We start from the raw sequence: 16,197 nt of genomic DNA, 5'->3' as shown, positions 1-16,197 counted from the left end.
GATATTATATAGCAGTATTGATACAGCAAAGGAAATAAAAATATACATTAAAACCATTTGTTTCAGAATTTAATGCATTATCAAATAAGTTAAGGTTTAATGGATGATTTTTACGACTTTTGAAGAGCTACAAAATGTTAGAAATGAAATTATATTTAAATCGTCCGCTTGCTTTTTTTGATTTAGAAACTACCGGAGTTAATGTTGGTGCCGATCGTATCGTAGAAATTGCCATACTAAAAGCCATGCCTGATGGTTCGGAAGTAATTAAAACGCTACGTATTAATCCAGAAATGCCTATTCCTCTGCAATCATCTTTAATTCATGGAATTTATGATAAGGATATTGCAAACGAGCCAACATTTAAAGATGTAGCACAAGAACTTTCTGATTTTATTGGAGATGCTGATTTAGCAGGATATAACTCAAACAGATTTGATATTCCTGTATTGCTTGAAGAGTTTCTAAGGGCAGGAGTGGATTTTGATATGTCCGACAGGAAGTTTGTAGATGTTCAGAATATATTCCATCAAATGGAGCAACGTACCTTACGTGCCGCCTATAAATTCTACTGTGATAAAGATATTGTAAATGCGCATTCTGCAGAAGCAGATATCACTGCCACTTATCATGTCTTATTGGCTCAAATTGAGCGCTATAAGGACACAGAATTCGAGGATAAACAAGGTAACATATCCAAACCGGTTCAGAACAGTGTTGATGCCCTTCATACTTTTACAAATATGAATAAACCTGTGGATTTTGCAGGCCGAATGGTTTTTAATGAAGATAATGAAGAGATTTTCAATTTCGGAAAGCACAAGGGCAAAACTGTAGAGCAGGTTTTTGATACTGAACCTAGTTACTATGCCTGGATGAAACAAGGTGATTTTCCTTTATATACAAAGAAAAAGCTTGGTGAAATTTGGGATAGATGGAATAAAAAGAAGGAAAAGCTTAAACTTGAGAAACAGCAACAACAAGGGCAACAGTCGCAGGCTCCTAAGCAGGCACAACCGCATGTAGCAAATAAGCCTAACCCAAACCAGGCAAAGCCGGCATTTAAGCCTCAGCCTAAAAAGGAAAAACCCGCAGTTGATGTGACTAACGATATGTTGGAACAGCTAAAAATGAAGTTCGGGAAATAGAAAAAACTGCCTGAATTAATTATCAGGCAGTTTTTTTATGAAATCTATATTCCTGGTAAGTCCTTTGAATTTAGTCCTTTTAACCGCCGAGTTCTTAAATATATTTTTAAATACATCTTCAGTAATGTCGAGCCAGTCTTCCCGTTTCATGTTTAACAGGTTTTCTTTAGGCTGAAACTTCGGCTCAGAGTGAGGTACGGAAAATCTGTTCCAGGGGCATACGTCCTGACAAATATCACATCCGAACATCCAGTTCTCCATCTTATCATTAAAAGTATTAGGGATTTCATCCCTTAACTCTATCGTTAAATAAGAAATACACTTCTTTGCATCAATAATAAAGGGAGATAATATTGCATCGGTAGGACAGGCGTCTATACATTTGGTACATGTTCCGCAATGGTCGGTCTCAAAAGCATTATCATATTCCAGGTCTAAGTCTACAATAAGTTCGGCCAGAAAGAAGAATGAACCACTTTTTTTACTGATCAGGTTACTGTTTTTTCCGATCCATCCAATGCCTGCACGTTTTGCCCATGCGCGATCCAGAACAGGGGCGGAATCTACAAAAGCGCGCCCATTAACCTCGCCAATCTCTTCTGAAATGAAATTGAGCAATTGAAACAGCTTGTCTTTAATTACCAGATGGTAATCTGTACCATAAGCATACTTGGATATTTTTGGTGCATCAGGATCACTCTGTTGCTCTTCCGGGAAATAGTTTAGTGTTAGCGATATTACGGATTTTGAATCGTCAACCAATAATCTTGGGTCCAGGCGTTTATCAAAATGATTCTCCATGTAGGCCATTTCTCCATGGTAATTGTTATTCAGCCATTTCTCGAGCCTTGGCGCTTCCTCTTCAAGAAATTCAGCTTTGGCAATACCGCATTGCATGAAGCCTAAGCGAATGGCTTCATCCTTAATCATTTTGCTGTATTTTGCAGAATTACTGTTCATGAAATGCAAAGATAATCTTTGCTTATCAAACCTTTAAGTTCTTTAATTGTTTATTAAGTAACTAAAACTTAATATTATGGATAATGCAGATGTTAAACATTCAGAGGATCCACTAAAACCTCATAAGCCAATTGAGACGAACTACTCAAAGCATCAGGATGATCCGGGACCTTCACGTCAGGCTGTAGACGAATACGATAAAAACGGGGCTGCCCCAGTATTAAAATGGATAATTCCCATTCTTGTTGTTGCTTTGTTAATCTATTGGCTGTTTTTTAAAGGCTAATGAAGTATAATGATCAGAATAATTTACCTGTTTGGCCAGGAAAATTTCTTTTCAAATGCTTGTATGCTGCTTCAGTTGCTTCACGGCCACGAGAGGTACGCATTAAAAACCCTTCTTGTATCAGAAAAGGTTCATAAACTTCCTCAATGGTTCCTTCATCATCCCCAACTGCGGTAGCAATCGTTTTTAAGCCAACAGGCCCACCTTTAAATTTATCTATAATGGTGGTAAGAATTTTATTGTCCATTTCGTCCAAACCATGCTCATCAACATTTAGGGCATTAAGTGCATAGCGAGCAATCTCAGTATCGATCTTTCCGTTGCCTTTAATCTGGGCAAAATCCCGTGTCCGTCTCAATAATGCGTTGGCAATACGAGGTGTACCACGGCTTCTGCGTGCTATTTCGTAAGCACCTTCCTCAGTAATTGGTGTTTTTAGAATATCAGATGATCTTAAAACTATGGTTGTAAGTAACTTTGCGTCGTAATAAGCCAATCTGGAATTAATTCCAAACCTCGCCCTTAAAGGTGCAGTTAGCAAACCAGAACGGGTAGTTGCACCTACTAAGGTAAAAGGATTCAGACTGATTTGAACTGAACGGGCATTGGGTCCGCTTTCCAGCATGATATCAATCTTATAGTCTTCCATTGCAGAGTATAAATACTCTTCAACTAGTGGACTCAATCTGTGAATCTCATCAATAAATAGGATGTCGCCAGTATCCAGATTTGTAAGTAGCCCTGCCAGATCACCAGGTTTATCCAAAACAGGTCCCGACGTTATTTTAATGCCTACACCCATCTCATTTGCAATGATGTGAGAAAGTGTTGTTTTACCTAAACCCGGGGGGCCGTGTAATAAAACATGGTCTAATGGTTCTCCTCTTAACTTTGCAGCTTTTACAAAGATTTTGAGGTTTTCCATAATTTTCTCTTGTCCTGTAAAGTCCTCAAAAACTTGCGGACGCAGCACTTTCTCTATATCACGTTCAATAGGAGATAGGCTTTCAGAAGAAGGATCAAGATTTTCGTTCATTTATTTTTAATATAGTATTTAGTACTTAGTATTTAGTACTTAGACATGGTGTTAAACATCCAAAAATACATTTAAAATCAGATATATTAAATTCTATTCTGTAGCTTTCCTTTAATCTAAATACTAAGTACTACCTACTAAATACTAACTATATACTAAACTTGGCGGCAACTTTGGCTTCTTTAACACCTTCAGAATAGTTATAGAAGCCCTCACCAGATTTAATCCCTTTGTTACCAGCAGTAACCATGTTTATTAATAAAGGACATGGAGCATACTTAGGATTCCCAAATCCGTCATGCAGTACGCGTAATATAGCCAGGCAAACATCCAGTCCTATAAAATCGGCAAGTTGCAATGGCCCCATCGGATGCGCCATTCCTAACTTCATCACCGTATCAATCTCTTCAACTCCTGCAACGTTTTCATAAAGTGTATATATAGCCTCATTTATCATGGGCATTAATATTCTATTGGCAACAAAACCCGGGTAGTCATTTACTTCAACAGGTGCCTTTTCAAGCTTTTTGGAAAGATCCATTATTGTAGCAGTAGTTTCATTACTTGTTGCGTAACCGCGAATCACCTCAACCAGTTTCATCACTGGTACAGGATTCATAAAATGCATTCCAATAACTTTGGCGCCCCTATTGGTAACAGATGCTATTTTGGTAATGGAAATAGAAGAAGTGTTACTTGCTAAAATAGCCTCCGGCTTAGCAAAAGCATCCAGATCTTTAAATATTTTTAGTTTTAGGTCAAGGTTTTCCGTGGCAGCTTCAACAATAAAATCTGCATTTGCAACACCCAATTGCATATCGGTTAATACGGTTATGTTTTTGATCGTTTCGGCCTTTTGTACTTCTGTTATTGTGCCTTTGGTAACCTGACGATCAAGGTTTTTGCCAATTGTATTGATTGCCTTTTCAAGCGCATCCTTGTTAATGTCAATCAGGTTTACCTGATATCCGAATTGTGCAAAAACATGCGCAATCCCATTGCCCATAGTACCTGAGCCTATTACTGAGATGTTTTTCATTTAAGTTTTTTTACGGAGCTAATCTATTGATAATCCACGAACCTTCCACCAAATCGTAAACAATCCTGTCATGCAGCCTGCTTGGTCTGCCTTGCCAGAATTCTATATAAGTAGGCTCCACTAAATAACCACCCCAATGTAACGGACGTGGGATTTCCTGATCAGCATATTGGGTAGTAAGTTGCTCAACTTTACGCTCTAGCGATTCCCTGTCGCTAATTACTTTACTCTGAGGAGATGCCATTGCTCCAATTTGACTACCTATTGGACGCGAGTGAAAATACTCGGAAGAAGTCTCCTCACTAACCTTACTTACCACACCTTCTATACGCACTTGTCGTTCTAACTCAGGCCAAAAGAAAACAAGGGCTGCTTGTGGGTTTTCTACTAGATCACGGCCCTTTTTACTCTCGTAATTGGTGTAAAATACAAAACCATCCTCATCAATACCTTTCAATAATACTATCCTTGCCGTGGGCTTTCCAAACCTATCGGAAGTAGCAAGCGTCATCACATTAGGTTCATATAGCTGTGAACTGACAGCGTCCTGAAACCATTTTTTAAATTGAAGAATTGGATTGCTATCAACATCATTTTCAGAAAGACTTGCCGAGCGATAATCTTGGCGTAGGTTTTGTATATTTTCTTTAGTAAGGTCCATACACAAAAATAGGGTTAGTTTAGTTAATTTTGTTTTAAATTTCTAAAATGTTAAGTCGCTTAGAACCATCTGTAGGTAAATTATTAATTTCTGAACCATTTTTAATGGATCCTAATTTTAAACGTTCGGTAGTTTTAATTACAGAGCATCAGGATGAGGGAACTGTTGGTTTTATTTTAAACCAAAGAAGTGCACTTGTGCTGAGCGATTTAATCCCTGAACTGGATAAAGCAGACTTCCCGGTATATATCGGTGGCCCTGTTGGAACCGATACCGTTCATTTTATGCATCGCTGTTATGATAAGCTAAATGGTGGCGAAGAAATTGCAAAAGGGGTTTATTGGGGAGGCAATTTTGAAGCACTGAAAATTCTCATCAGCAATGGATTTATCCAAGCCAGCGAAATCAAGTTTTTTATTGGCTATTCTGGCTGGGGTGTAGAGCAGCTTAAAGATGAGCTTAAAGAAAATACATGGATTGTATCAGACACTTATCAGGCTGATGTGGTTTTTTCTAACGATGAAGAAGATTTATGGCGAGAGGTGATCATTAACCTTGGACCAAAATATGCGCATGTTAGCAATTTTCCAAGTAATCCTAATTTGAATTAGTAATTAGTATTTAGACAAGGGGCATAACTACTAATGTCCAAGTACTAATGTCTAAATACTCTAAAGCTCTAAAGCGCTTTCTTCAACTTTCTTTCTAAGCTCATCCTTATAAGCCTGCATTTTAACAGCAAGACTTGCATCAGCAGTAGAAAGTATTTGAACAGCAAGCAAACCGGCATTTTTTGCTGCATTAAGTGCAACAGTTGCAACGGGGATACCATTAGGCATTTGTAAAATAGAAAGGATAGAATCCCATCCGTCAATAGAATTTGAAGATTTTACAGGAACTCCAATTACCGGCAAAACGGTAATAGAAGCCACCATTCCAGGTAAATGTGCTGCACCACCGGCACCCGCAATAATTACCTTTAAACCACGGCCAGCAGCCTGTTTTGCATAATCAAACATCCTTTCAGGAGTACGGTGAGCAGAAACAACTGTCATTTCGAATTCGACCCCGAATTCTTTAAAAACATCAGCAGCATCCTTCATAATATGAAGATCCGATTTGCTACCCATTATAATGCCAACTTGTACGCTCATTAGGAAATAACTTTTAATGTATTTTTAATATAATTTGCTTTTTCTATTGCACTTTCGCGGTTTTGGTCAACAACAGTAATGTGACCCATTTTACGGAAAGGCTTGGTATATTTTTTTCCGTACAAATGTACATATACACCATCAATTGCCATGATTTTTTCTAGTCCATGGTACTTTGCCACCCCATTATGGTTTTTTTCACCAAGCAGGTTAATCATCACCGCATTGTTTATTGCACGGGTGTCGCCCAGAGGTAAGTTAAAAATAGCCCTTAAATGTTGCTCAAACTGAGATACATAATTGCCTTCTATAGTATGATGACCGCTATTATGAGGGCGAGGCGCAAGCTCATTTACCAAGATGTTGCCATCCCTGGTAATAAACATTTCAACCGCCAATAATCCGGTAATATTTAATGATGAAGCGATGTTTTTAGCAATAACTTCAGCTCTTTCCTGAATCGCATCCGGATAGGTGGAAGGGGAGATTAAAAACTCAACCAGGTTTGCTTCAGCATTAAATTCCATCTCAACCAAAGGAAAAGTTTTTACATCTCCGTTTGGGTTTCTTGCCACAATAACTGCAATCTCCTTCTCAAAATCTACAAGTTCCTCAATTAAACAAGGCCCTTCAAAGGCATTTTCAACATCTGCGGCATGGTTTATTTTCATTACCCCTTTACCATCGTAGCCGTCTTTGCGCTGTTTAAGCATGTAAGGGAAAGGAATGTTGCTGTTTAACATCTCTGCCTTACTGTTTACCAGTTGAAATGGGGCGGTAGGAATATCATTCTCTTTAAAAAACTGTTTTTGAACACCTTTATCCTGAATTAAACGGATTACCCTCGATTGTGGATAAACATGCTTTCCTTCTTTTTCCAATTGTTCAAGTGCCTCAATATTTACTTTCTCTATTTCAATAGTGATGATGTCGGCCTTTTTTCCAAAATTATAAACGGTGTCGAAATCAGTAATTGAGCCACACTCAAAATAGTTCGCTATATGTTTACAAGGTGCGTCGGTATCGGGATCTAAAATTAAAGTGGTTAAGTTATAATTGATGGCCTCTTGTATCAGCATTCTGCCCAATTGTCCGCCTCCAAGTATGCCCAATTTTAAATCACTTATCTGTTTTGCCATATCTACTATGAAAAAGTTATGCTTATTTTGCACAAAAATAACAATATAAACGGATTGATGGATGCAGATGCTATAATTATTGGAGCCGGAGCGTGTGGTTTGATGTGCGCCGTACAGGCAGGTTACCTTGGTAAAAAGGTTATCTTGCTGGAAAAAAGCGATAAACCGGGAGCTAAAATCCTGATCTCAGGAGGTGGAAGGTGTAATTATACCAACCTGTTTGCTACCGATGAACAGTTTATATCTAACAATAAACATTTCAGCAAATCGGCATTTACACAGTGGACTGTTGACGATACCGTCAGTTTTTTTGAAGCTTATGGCATCACAGGAAAAGAAAAAACTTTGGGTCAGCTTTTTCCAGATGGCAAAAATGCCAAAGACATTGTAGATGTTTTTACCTCTGTATGTGCTGATTTTGGGCAACAGATTATCTGCAATGCACAGGTATCGGAAATAGAATTTGTTAACGATAGCTCCTTTACCATAAAATATGAAAAAGGGGGGAAACAACGTACTTTAAAGGCTCCCAAGCTGGTAATAACTACGGGTGGGTTGCCTATTCCTAAAATGGGTGCAACAGATTTTGCGCTTCGTTTTGCCAGAAAACACGCCTTAAATATTATCGAAACTGCACCTGCTTTAGTGCCATTAACCATTACAGGTAAAGATGAAGATTGGTACGCTCAGTTATCAGGAAACAGTGTCTTTTGCGAAGTAAGCAACGACCGCATCTCTTTTGAAGAGAATATTTTGTTTACACATTGGGGACTTAGTGGCCCTGCTATTTTACAGATTTCTTCATATTGGAGAAGGGGTGAAGAAATAAATATAGATCTGTTGCCCGGTAAAGATATTACCAGCTTAATTGAGGAGGAAAGAAGAGTAAACGGGAAATCTTTACTTTCAACCCTGTTTAACCGGTTTTACCCTAAAAAACTTACCGATGCAATGAGTAAGTTTTTGCCAATAGAGAAACAGGTAGCATCATTAACCAAAGCAGAGCTTGAATTGATCCATAAAACCATCCACCTGTTTAAGGTAAAACCTGCAGGCGATAAGGGGTATGACAAAGCTGAGGTGATGAGGGGTGGTATTGATACCAATGAGCTTTCTTCTAAAACGCTTGAATGTAAGAACATACCCGGACTGTATTTTGGTGGCGAATGTATAGATGTAACCGGTTGGCTTGGTGGCTATAATTTTCAGTGGGCCTGGGCAAATGGTTATGTAATTGCTCAGAATTTGTAAGACAGTATTTTTCTTAAAATGATAGCTGAGGAACCGTTGGAGTGAATTTAGCCGGGGTGGCTACGGCTTTCATTAAACTTATCCTGAATTCTTCTTTTTCAACATTAACCATTCCATACTGTGTGAACCAGGAATTAGCTGCTCCGCTAAGATGTAAAGTAAATCCATCGTCTTTAAGTTTAACCAGTAAATAGTAAAAAGCGATTTTACTGGCATTGTCAACCGTATGAAATAAGCTTAACGAGGTGAAATATCCATTTATAGCAAGGCCAATTACACCACCAACAAGAATGCCATTTTGGTAAGCCTCTACACTGTGTGCTATGCCCATTTCATGCAGTTCTAAAGCCGATTTTATAAATTCAGGAGTTAGCCAAACCCTGTTCTTTTTACCATTTGTACGGGAACAGCCAGTTATTGTTTCTTTAAAATTGGTATTTACCTTTATTTGTAGTTGTGTTTCCGGTGGTAGTGTTTTTTCTTTTTTTAAACGACGTAACAAATCTTTTTGTGCTTTAAAATCCTGTATTGGGATAATACCCCTTAATTCCGGATCTTCCCAAATGGAGTTTTTACCGCCATACAAATTGGGTAGAAGGTTTTTACCCTGAGAAAATCCTTGAAATATAGTAAAGGGTGTCAGTTCAAAGTGACCATAAGACCAAAGTAATGCGTTGCTTTTACCTCCGGATATTTTTGTTAATCCAAATTGAAAGAATCCCTGCAAAGATCGCTTAACAGATTGTCGGGCATTTTCCGGAATAATTGCAGCTACTTGTTTTGGTAATATCCCCATAGCTTTTTTTACTAATAAATCTAATAAATAGATTCGACATAATATCATATGTATTTCTTGAAATTTAATAAGGTTTTAATTGGGCATTGGCAGGGCCTTAGTAGGGTTTTAGCCCTATCAAGGCCTTACGAACGCCCTGTCAACGCCCCAACAACCAAAGTTTTGATACTGCTTGTAAAAAAGCATTGTGCGAATTCTAACAGACTGTAGCGAATCACCAGATTTATACGTTTAACGAAGCAAACCAAACCATTAACCAGATGAAAAAGAACCACATCTTACTTTTAGCTATTGCCGCTTTAATGATCACCGCCACATCTTGTAAAAAGGATAGCAAACCAATAGACCAGGGAAAAGATCTGATTTTAACTGCGAGAGAGCAACAAAAGGCAGAAGCCGATAATGCTTTTACTTTTAAGCTGTTTAAGGAAACTTTGTTAAAACCATTAGCGGGTAAAAACCTCATGCTATCACCTTTAAGCGTAAGTATAGCTTTGGGCATGACCAGTAACGGCAGCAGTGGCTCAACGTTGGAGGCCATAAAAAATACAATGGAGTTTAAAGATTTTACTGAGGCCGAAATAAACAGTTATTACCACAAAATAACAACTGAATTGCCTCAGCTAGATCCTAAAGCTACATTAGAAATTGCCAATTCAATTTGGTATGAAAAAACCTTTACACCATTGCCTGGTTTTCTAAAGGTGAATGCCGATAACTATAATGCCGAAGTTGAAGGGTTAGATTTTAAAAGTCCGACTGCAAAAGACAAAATTAATAGCTGGGTAAATAACAGCACACAGGGAAAGATTCCAAGTATAATTGATGAGATCGGTAGTGATATGGTAATGTACCTGATTAATGCTGTTTACTTTAAAAGCGATTGGAAATATAAGTTCGATAAAAACAAAACTGCCAAAGCGGATTTTAATTTAGATGCTAACAATAAGATTCAAACAGATTTTATGGTTGCGCAAGCTTCTGTTAATTATTTAAGTTCACAGGAGGCGAATGTATACGAACTTCCTTATGGGAACGAGAAATATAGTATGGTAATTGTATTGCCTAATGGTAATACTACAATTAATGAATTTGCAGGCTCAATTACTTCTGCAAAATGGAAAGGATGGATGGCAGGCTTAAAGAAAACCGGTATGGAAATAAAAATGCCTAAGTTTAAATTTAGCTATGATATTAAACTAAATGATCAATTAGAACATCTGGGTATGGAAGTGGCGTTTGGTAAAAATGGCTTTGCCGATTTTACAAGAATTAATCCGGACGGGCATTTGGAAATAGACGAGGTGAGACACAAAACTTTTATTGAAGTAAATGAAAGCGGAACTGAAGCCGCTGCTGTTACTTCTGTTGGAATTGAACTCACATCGGTGCAACAACCTTCCGCTGTTCTTATTAATCGTCCATTTGTATATGCAATCCGCGAAATGAAAACCGGACTAATTTTGTTTACCGGTATTCTAAATAACCCGTTACTGGATAAATAACGGGTTATTCGATTTTACTCGCAATTAGGGGTGGTAAAGGTCCAGGTTTCGGCATTTCCTGTTGGGAAACTGTAAACCATACCTTTGCCCATCTCAAACCACAGCTTGCCGCGTAATTTTTCGCGACCGCCAATTTCATTCATCGATAAGCTGTCGTAAATACGACCATTTACCATTACATATTTTATTTTTTCTGAGTTTCTGATGTCGTCCAATGGGTTGGCATCCATAATTACCAGATCCGCAAGTTTGCCGTTTTCCAATGAACCTATTTCTTTATCCATACCTAAATAAGAAGCACCGTTTAGCGTGGCCGATCTGATGGCTTGTAACGGTGTCATGCCACCTTGTACCAGCATCCATAGTTCCCAATGCGCTCCCAGACCCTGGATTTGTCCGTGGGCACCTAAGTTTACTTTTGTGCCGCCGTCAGCAATTTGTTTAACTGCTTTTGATACTTCAATGTGGCCGTAATCTCCGTATTCCGAAGTAGTTCTTCTTCTTGAACGTGAATCTATAATTGGGCGAGGTGTAAATGCCATTAACCTTTCATTTTCCCAAACATTGGTTCTGTCGTACCAATAGTTCTCGCCCCACTGACTGCCGTAACTTACAATAAGGGTAGGTGTGTAGGCCACTTTGGTATTATTCCAGAAAGAAACTACATCCTTATAAACCGGAGCAACCGGGATGCTGTGTTCAATACCGGTATGACCATCAGAAATCATGTTCATGTTGGTAAAGAATGTAGAACCACCTTCTGGAACTACTTCCATTTTTAATAGCCGTGCGGCTTCTAATATTTGCTGACGCTGGTCACGACGAGGCTGGTTGTATGATTTAACAGAGAAGGCGCCCACTGCTTTTAACCTTCTGAGGTGAGATAAAGCATCATCTAAACTGTTAATGACTACCTTGAAATCGCCATCTGCACCATACAATATAGAACCCGTTGAATATAATCTTGGCCCTACCATGCGGCCTGACCTGATCATCTCTGATTGACTAAACACCATTTCTGTATTGCTCGATGGATCGTGTGAGGTAGTTACACCGAAAGCAAGGTTAGCAAGGTATGACCAATCTTGTTGCGGACTAATGCCGTCCGGACTGGTGCGTAAATGTGCGTGTACATCAATAATACCCGGCATTATTGTTTTTCCCGTTACATCAATCACTTTAGCATTCTGCGGTATACTTACTTCGCTTGCTTTACCTACTGCTACAACTTTGTTATGATCTATTATAATGGTTCCTTCTTCAATAACTTCATCACCTTTCATGGTAATTATCCTGGCACCTTTTAAGGCAGTTATACCGTCTGGCACATCTGTTTTAAGACGCAGGCCAATAGAAACACCTATAGAATCTGGTGGCGGAATGGTTTGTGGAGCACCGTCTACAAAATTAAAGGTGTTTTTAATTTCACGACTAAAGTATTGCGGCCCTAATGTCCATAGTAATTTGCTGCCATCATTACTCCAATGCAAATAAGTTCCCGCATCTTTAGTAACTCTGGTTAGCGGAATAGATTTGTTTGTTGATGAAAGCTCTAAAGGCGATCCTGTGGTAACCATCGGGGTGATGTATACATTAAATAGCTCTGTAAATGCCATCCATTTGCCATCAGGGCTTGGGCAAAACTGGGTAACATAGGTAGAGGTGTAATGAGTACGCGGATTGCCGCCATTTAGATCTACACTTTTAAATGCCTTTTTGCCATCCTCATTTCCTTGAAAAAAGATGCGGGTATCGTCTTTGTTAAACTGTGGCTTTATGCCGTTTTCGGAGATCAGTGTTTTTGCTGTTCCATCTGCCGACATGGTAAATATACCTGTGCCGCGGCCATAAGCATATCCTAAAACATCGTTTCCAACGCCTTTACGGTAAACAATTTTATCGCCTTTGGTAGAGTAGGAAGGGGAGTAATAGAGGCCTTTTTCATCAGTAAGTGGTATGGTTTTGCCAGATTTAAGGTCAGCTCTTTTAATGGAGCCTTTAAACTCATCGCTCCAGGTAGTGTAAATTACAAATTTTCCATCCGGACTAATGTCTGGCTCAAATTCAAAATCAATACCATTGGTAACCCTTTCAGGAGTACCATTTGGCAGTTCTTTTTTATATAAAAATCCTGCTGCATTAAATACAACAAACTTACCATCGGGTGAGGTAGTTAGCTGTCTGATCATTTTTGAGGTGAACTCAGCGCTGAATACTTGTTTTGGGAAATGCAGAGATTCCTGTATGGTCTGCGTGCTTGTTACTTTAAAAGGGATATCGGAAATAACCAATGAACTGAGCTCTATCTTTTTGATTTTTCCTTTAGCATAAAAAATGATGTTTTTAGAATCAGGAGTCCACGCAAAATTGGGGTAAACACCAAATATGGCCCACGTTTCCTGTTGGTCATGGGTAAGGTCTTCTGTTAGTGTCCATTCTTCGCCGGAATTGATGTTCTGTACAACAAGTACAGATTTTAATCTGATCCGTTTAACATAAGCCATCATTTTGCCATCGGGCGAGATCTGAGGACGAGCTGAACCCCCTGGTTGCTCTATCAGATCTGTTAATTTGCCGGTAATCATGTCTAGCTGACGGATCGCATATATTACACCATTAGGGTCTTTGCTATATTCAAAGTTAGGACCTGGCGATACATCTTCGCTAAAGTATAGGTATCTGCCATCAGGCGATACGTTAGGCTCACCCGCATCTTGCTGATCGTTTTTTCTTTTGGTTAATTGTACACCTTCGCCACCATATATACTGTACATCCACATTTCTCCGGCGCCTAAAGAACGGCTGCCAGTAAAATGCTTCCGGGCAATCAGATAATCGCTGTTTGGCATCCATGTGGCATTGTTTAACAGTCTGAATGTTTCTTTGGTAACTTGCCTTTTATTAGACCCGTCGCGGTTCATGATCCAGATGTTGTCGGCTCCGGTTTTATCGCTGGTATAGGATATATACTTCCCATTGGGGCTAAAGCGCGGCTGAACATCCCAGGCAACGCCCCCGCTTAACAACGCAGCTGTGCCACCTGTAACGGGCATAGTGTAAATATCCCCTAAAAGATCAAAAACGATATCTTTACCATCGGCGCTTACATCCAAATTCATCCATGTACCCTCGTCTGTGCTGATATTAAACGTTTTAGTGGGTCCATGAAATTTTTCGACATCCCATTTTTTTTCCTGGGCATAGCTGAAATGAAGTATAGGTAGGAAACATAATAGTAGTAATGATGTTTTCATAAGCGACGGGTGTTAATTAGCCCGCAATTTAGTAATATCAGTTCATTTTTATAGTTTTGGGCTTAACCTTTTTATGAGTGAAGTAGAGATATTAAAACGATACTGGGGATTTGATAGTTTCAGGCCATCACAGGATGAAATTATTGCATCGGTTTTAAACGGAAATGACACCTTAGCATTATTGCCAACAGGAGGAGGTAAATCGCTTTGCTTTCAGGTACCTGCAATGGTTATGGAGGGAATATGTATTGTTATTTCGCCCCTGGTAGCCTTAATGAAAGATCAGGTTGAGGGGTTAAAAGATAATGGGATCAATGCAGTGGCCATTTATGCAGGCATGGGTAAAAGAGAGATCGATATCCTTTTAGATAATTGCATTTATGGCAATATTAAATTTCTTTACCTGTCTCCGGAGCGGTTGCTTTCTGAATTGGTTAGAGAGCGGATCTCTTACATGAATGTAAATCTTATAGCGGTTGATGAAGCGCATTGCGTTTCTCAGTGGGGCTACGATTTCAGGCCACCATATCTATTGGTTAGTGCCATCAGAGAGATCCATCCAAAGGTGCCGGTTTTGGCTTTAACAGCTACCGCCACTCAGTTTGTGCGAAATGACATTGTAGAGAAATTACAGTTTAAAAATGCAAAGATTTTTGTGCAGAGTTTTGCTCGGAAAAACCTGAGTTATGTGGTTTTAAACGATGAAGACAAGCACAGAAAACTGATAGATATTGTTAAGAATGTAAAGGGCAGCGGATTGGTGTATGTGCGCAACCGGAGGGAAACTTCGGAAATAGCATTGTTTTTAAAACGAAATGGCATTGCTGCTGATTTTTACCATGCGGGGGTTGAAAAGGAAGAACGCTTTAAAAGGCAGGAAAACTGGAAGCAAAACATAATCCGTGTAATGGTGGCCACCAATGCTTTTGGAATGGGAATAGATAAACCTGATGTTCGTTTTGTAGTTCACCTGGATTTACCAGAAAGTTTAGAAGCATATTATCAGGAAGCCGGCAGGGCAGGCAGGGATGGTAAAAGATCATACGGTGTTCTATTGTCCAATAAATCAGATCAGATGGCCCTGCAGGCTAAATACGCCAATAGTTTTCCTACGTTAGACGAGATTAAAAAGATATATCACTATCTGGGCAATTACTTTCAGCTGGCATTTGGTGCTGGCGAGGGCTTAAGTTTTAACTTCGATATTGCTGATTTCTGTAAACGGTTTAATGTGGGCGTGGTAAAAACAATTGCCGCTCTTAAGTTTTTGGAACGTGATGGGTATATCACCTTGTCGGAAAATATTTTTTTACAATCGAGGGTGTTGTTTACAGTTGGCAACGAAGATGTTTATCGCTTTCAGATAGAAAATGCAGGCTATGATCCACTTATTAAGGCTATTCTAAGATCATATGGCGGTGCCTTTGATCAATATGTGAAGATTCAGGAATCAGATATTGCCAAGAAAGTAAGGATGTCATTTAATGATGTAGTCAGGCTGCTGAACAATTTACAGGATCAGGGTATTTTGTCGTATTTGCCTCAAACAGACCAACCTCAGTTGCAATATATACGTGCCAGAGTTGATCTGCTTCATATAGACATTGATGTAAAGTATATTGAACTAAGAAAGAAAATTCAGACAGATCAGATAAATGCGGTATTGGCTTATGCCGGAAAAGCAGAATGTAGAAGCATTCAGTTGTTGACTTATTTTGATGAACCCGATTCTGAAAAATGTGGAGTTTGCGACATCTGCCTTGCAGAGAAAAAAGCTGAAGATCTGGATCAGTTATCTGATAAGATAGATTTTGAGATTGTTACTTTGTTACAGAGTCAGGCCCACGCACTGGACGACCTTGTAAATGCCATAAAAGTTGGTGCTGAAAATGAGATACTAGACCGGATAAGAGAATTGCTTGATGCCGGGAAAATTAAAACGGACGGGAAAAATTATTACCTTTAATA

The 16,197-nt window shown here is 39.0% G+C and carries 14 protein-coding genes; 6 read left to right on the top strand and 8 right to left on the bottom strand.

What is annotated here, in order from left to right; translation table 11 throughout:
• Positions 1 to 143 precede the first annotated feature (143 nt).
• On the top strand, positions 144 to 1,148 hold the full coding sequence (locus tag AC1DDK_RS09070) for a 3'-5' exonuclease (protein WP_172663313.1): 1,005 nt from the start codon (positions 144 to 146) through the stop codon (positions 1,146 to 1,148).
• A 15-nt stretch (positions 1,149 to 1,163) separates the two neighbouring features.
• On the opposite strand, the gene queG is transcribed toward AC1DDK_RS09070, so the two are convergent.
• Positions 1,164 to 2,108 (bottom strand): tRNA epoxyqueuosine(34) reductase QueG, encoded by a 945-nt coding sequence (gene queG / locus AC1DDK_RS09065; RefSeq protein ID WP_337714887.1) that lies wholly within the window; start codon positions 2,106 to 2,108, stop codon positions 1,164 to 1,166.
• 76 nt (positions 2,109 to 2,184) lie between these two features.
• On the opposite strand from queG, the gene AC1DDK_RS09060 reads away from it, so the two are divergent.
• Positions 2,185 to 2,394 (top strand): hypothetical protein, encoded by a 210-nt coding sequence (locus AC1DDK_RS09060; protein ID WP_172663311.1) that lies wholly within the window; start codon positions 2,185 to 2,187, stop codon positions 2,392 to 2,394.
• A 13-nt stretch (positions 2,395 to 2,407) separates the two neighbouring features.
• Here the strand turns inward: AC1DDK_RS09060 and ruvB are convergent, their stop codons facing one another.
• The 3 genes from ruvB to pdxH all read right to left on the bottom strand — a co-directional run bounded on the left by ruvB (position 2,408) and on the right by pdxH (position 5,130).
• Positions 2,408 to 3,430 (bottom strand): Holliday junction branch migration DNA helicase RuvB, encoded by a 1,023-nt coding sequence (ruvB, locus tag AC1DDK_RS09055; protein ID WP_172663310.1) that lies wholly within the window; start codon positions 3,428 to 3,430, stop codon positions 2,408 to 2,410.
• 148 nt (positions 3,431 to 3,578) lie between these two features.
• Positions 3,579 to 4,469, bottom strand: a complete 891-nt coding sequence (locus AC1DDK_RS09050; RefSeq protein ID WP_172663309.1) for a 3-hydroxybutyryl-CoA dehydrogenase — start codon at positions 4,467 to 4,469, stop codon at positions 3,579 to 3,581.
• 10 nt (positions 4,470 to 4,479) lie between these two features.
• Complete coding sequence (gene pdxH / locus AC1DDK_RS09045) at positions 4,480 to 5,130, bottom strand: pyridoxamine 5'-phosphate oxidase (protein WP_337714885.1); 651 nt, start codon at positions 5,128 to 5,130, stop codon at positions 4,480 to 4,482.
• 47 nt (positions 5,131 to 5,177) lie between these two features.
• Between pdxH and AC1DDK_RS09040 the strand changes: the two genes are divergently transcribed.
• Positions 5,178 to 5,741 carry a YqgE/AlgH family protein gene (locus AC1DDK_RS09040; RefSeq protein WP_172663307.1) on the top strand — a complete coding sequence of 188 codons (564 nt, stop codon included), beginning with the start codon at positions 5,178 to 5,180 and terminating at the stop codon, positions 5,739 to 5,741.
• A 60-nt stretch (positions 5,742 to 5,801) separates the two neighbouring features.
• Here AC1DDK_RS09040 and purE read toward each other — a convergent pair whose 3' ends face one another.
• Positions 5,802 to 6,284 (bottom strand): 5-(carboxyamino)imidazole ribonucleotide mutase, encoded by a 483-nt coding sequence (gene purE / locus AC1DDK_RS09035; protein WP_172663306.1) that lies wholly within the window; start codon positions 6,282 to 6,284, stop codon positions 5,802 to 5,804.
• Positions 6,284 to 7,423 (bottom strand): 5-(carboxyamino)imidazole ribonucleotide synthase, encoded by a 1,140-nt coding sequence (locus AC1DDK_RS09030; protein WP_337714882.1) that lies wholly within the window; start codon positions 7,421 to 7,423, stop codon positions 6,284 to 6,286. Before AC1DDK_RS09030 ends, purE begins: the two co-directional genes overlap by 1 nt.
• Positions 7,424 to 7,441: 18 nt before the next feature.
• Between AC1DDK_RS09030 and AC1DDK_RS09025 the strand changes: the two genes are divergently transcribed.
• Positions 7,442 to 8,674: a BaiN/RdsA family NAD(P)/FAD-dependent oxidoreductase gene (locus AC1DDK_RS09025; protein ID WP_337714880.1), complete on the top strand. Its 1,233-nt coding sequence runs from the start codon at positions 7,442 to 7,444 to the stop codon at positions 8,672 to 8,674.
• A 13-nt stretch (positions 8,675 to 8,687) separates the two neighbouring features.
• Here AC1DDK_RS09025 and AC1DDK_RS09020 read toward each other — a convergent pair whose 3' ends face one another.
• A complete protein-coding gene (locus AC1DDK_RS09020) occupies positions 8,688 to 9,470 on the bottom strand; it encodes a leucyl/phenylalanyl-tRNA--protein transferase (RefSeq protein ID WP_172663304.1) in 783 nt (260 codons plus the stop codon).
• 260 nt (positions 9,471 to 9,730) lie between these two features.
• Between AC1DDK_RS09020 and AC1DDK_RS09015 the strand changes: the two genes are divergently transcribed.
• Positions 9,731 to 10,975 (top strand): serpin family protein, encoded by a 1,245-nt coding sequence (locus AC1DDK_RS09015; RefSeq protein WP_288883737.1) that lies wholly within the window; start codon positions 9,731 to 9,733, stop codon positions 10,973 to 10,975.
• Positions 10,976 to 10,989: 14 nt separating this feature from the next.
• Here the strand turns inward: AC1DDK_RS09015 and AC1DDK_RS09010 are convergent, their stop codons facing one another.
• Positions 10,990 to 14,229, bottom strand: a complete 3,240-nt coding sequence (locus AC1DDK_RS09010) for an amidohydrolase family protein (RefSeq protein WP_172663302.1) — start codon at positions 14,227 to 14,229, stop codon at positions 10,990 to 10,992.
• 73 nt (positions 14,230 to 14,302) lie between these two features.
• On the opposite strand from AC1DDK_RS09010, the gene AC1DDK_RS09005 reads away from it, so the two are divergent.
• Positions 14,303 to 16,195 (top strand): RecQ family ATP-dependent DNA helicase, encoded by a 1,893-nt coding sequence (locus tag AC1DDK_RS09005; protein ID WP_288883738.1) that lies wholly within the window; start codon positions 14,303 to 14,305, stop codon positions 16,193 to 16,195.
• Positions 16,196 to 16,197 lie beyond the last annotated feature (2 nt).

Source organism: Pedobacter sp. 05T44 (genome assembly GCF_056395985.1).
Note: the sequence above shows the minus strand (reverse complement) of the source record. Positions and strands in the feature narration are given on the sequence as shown.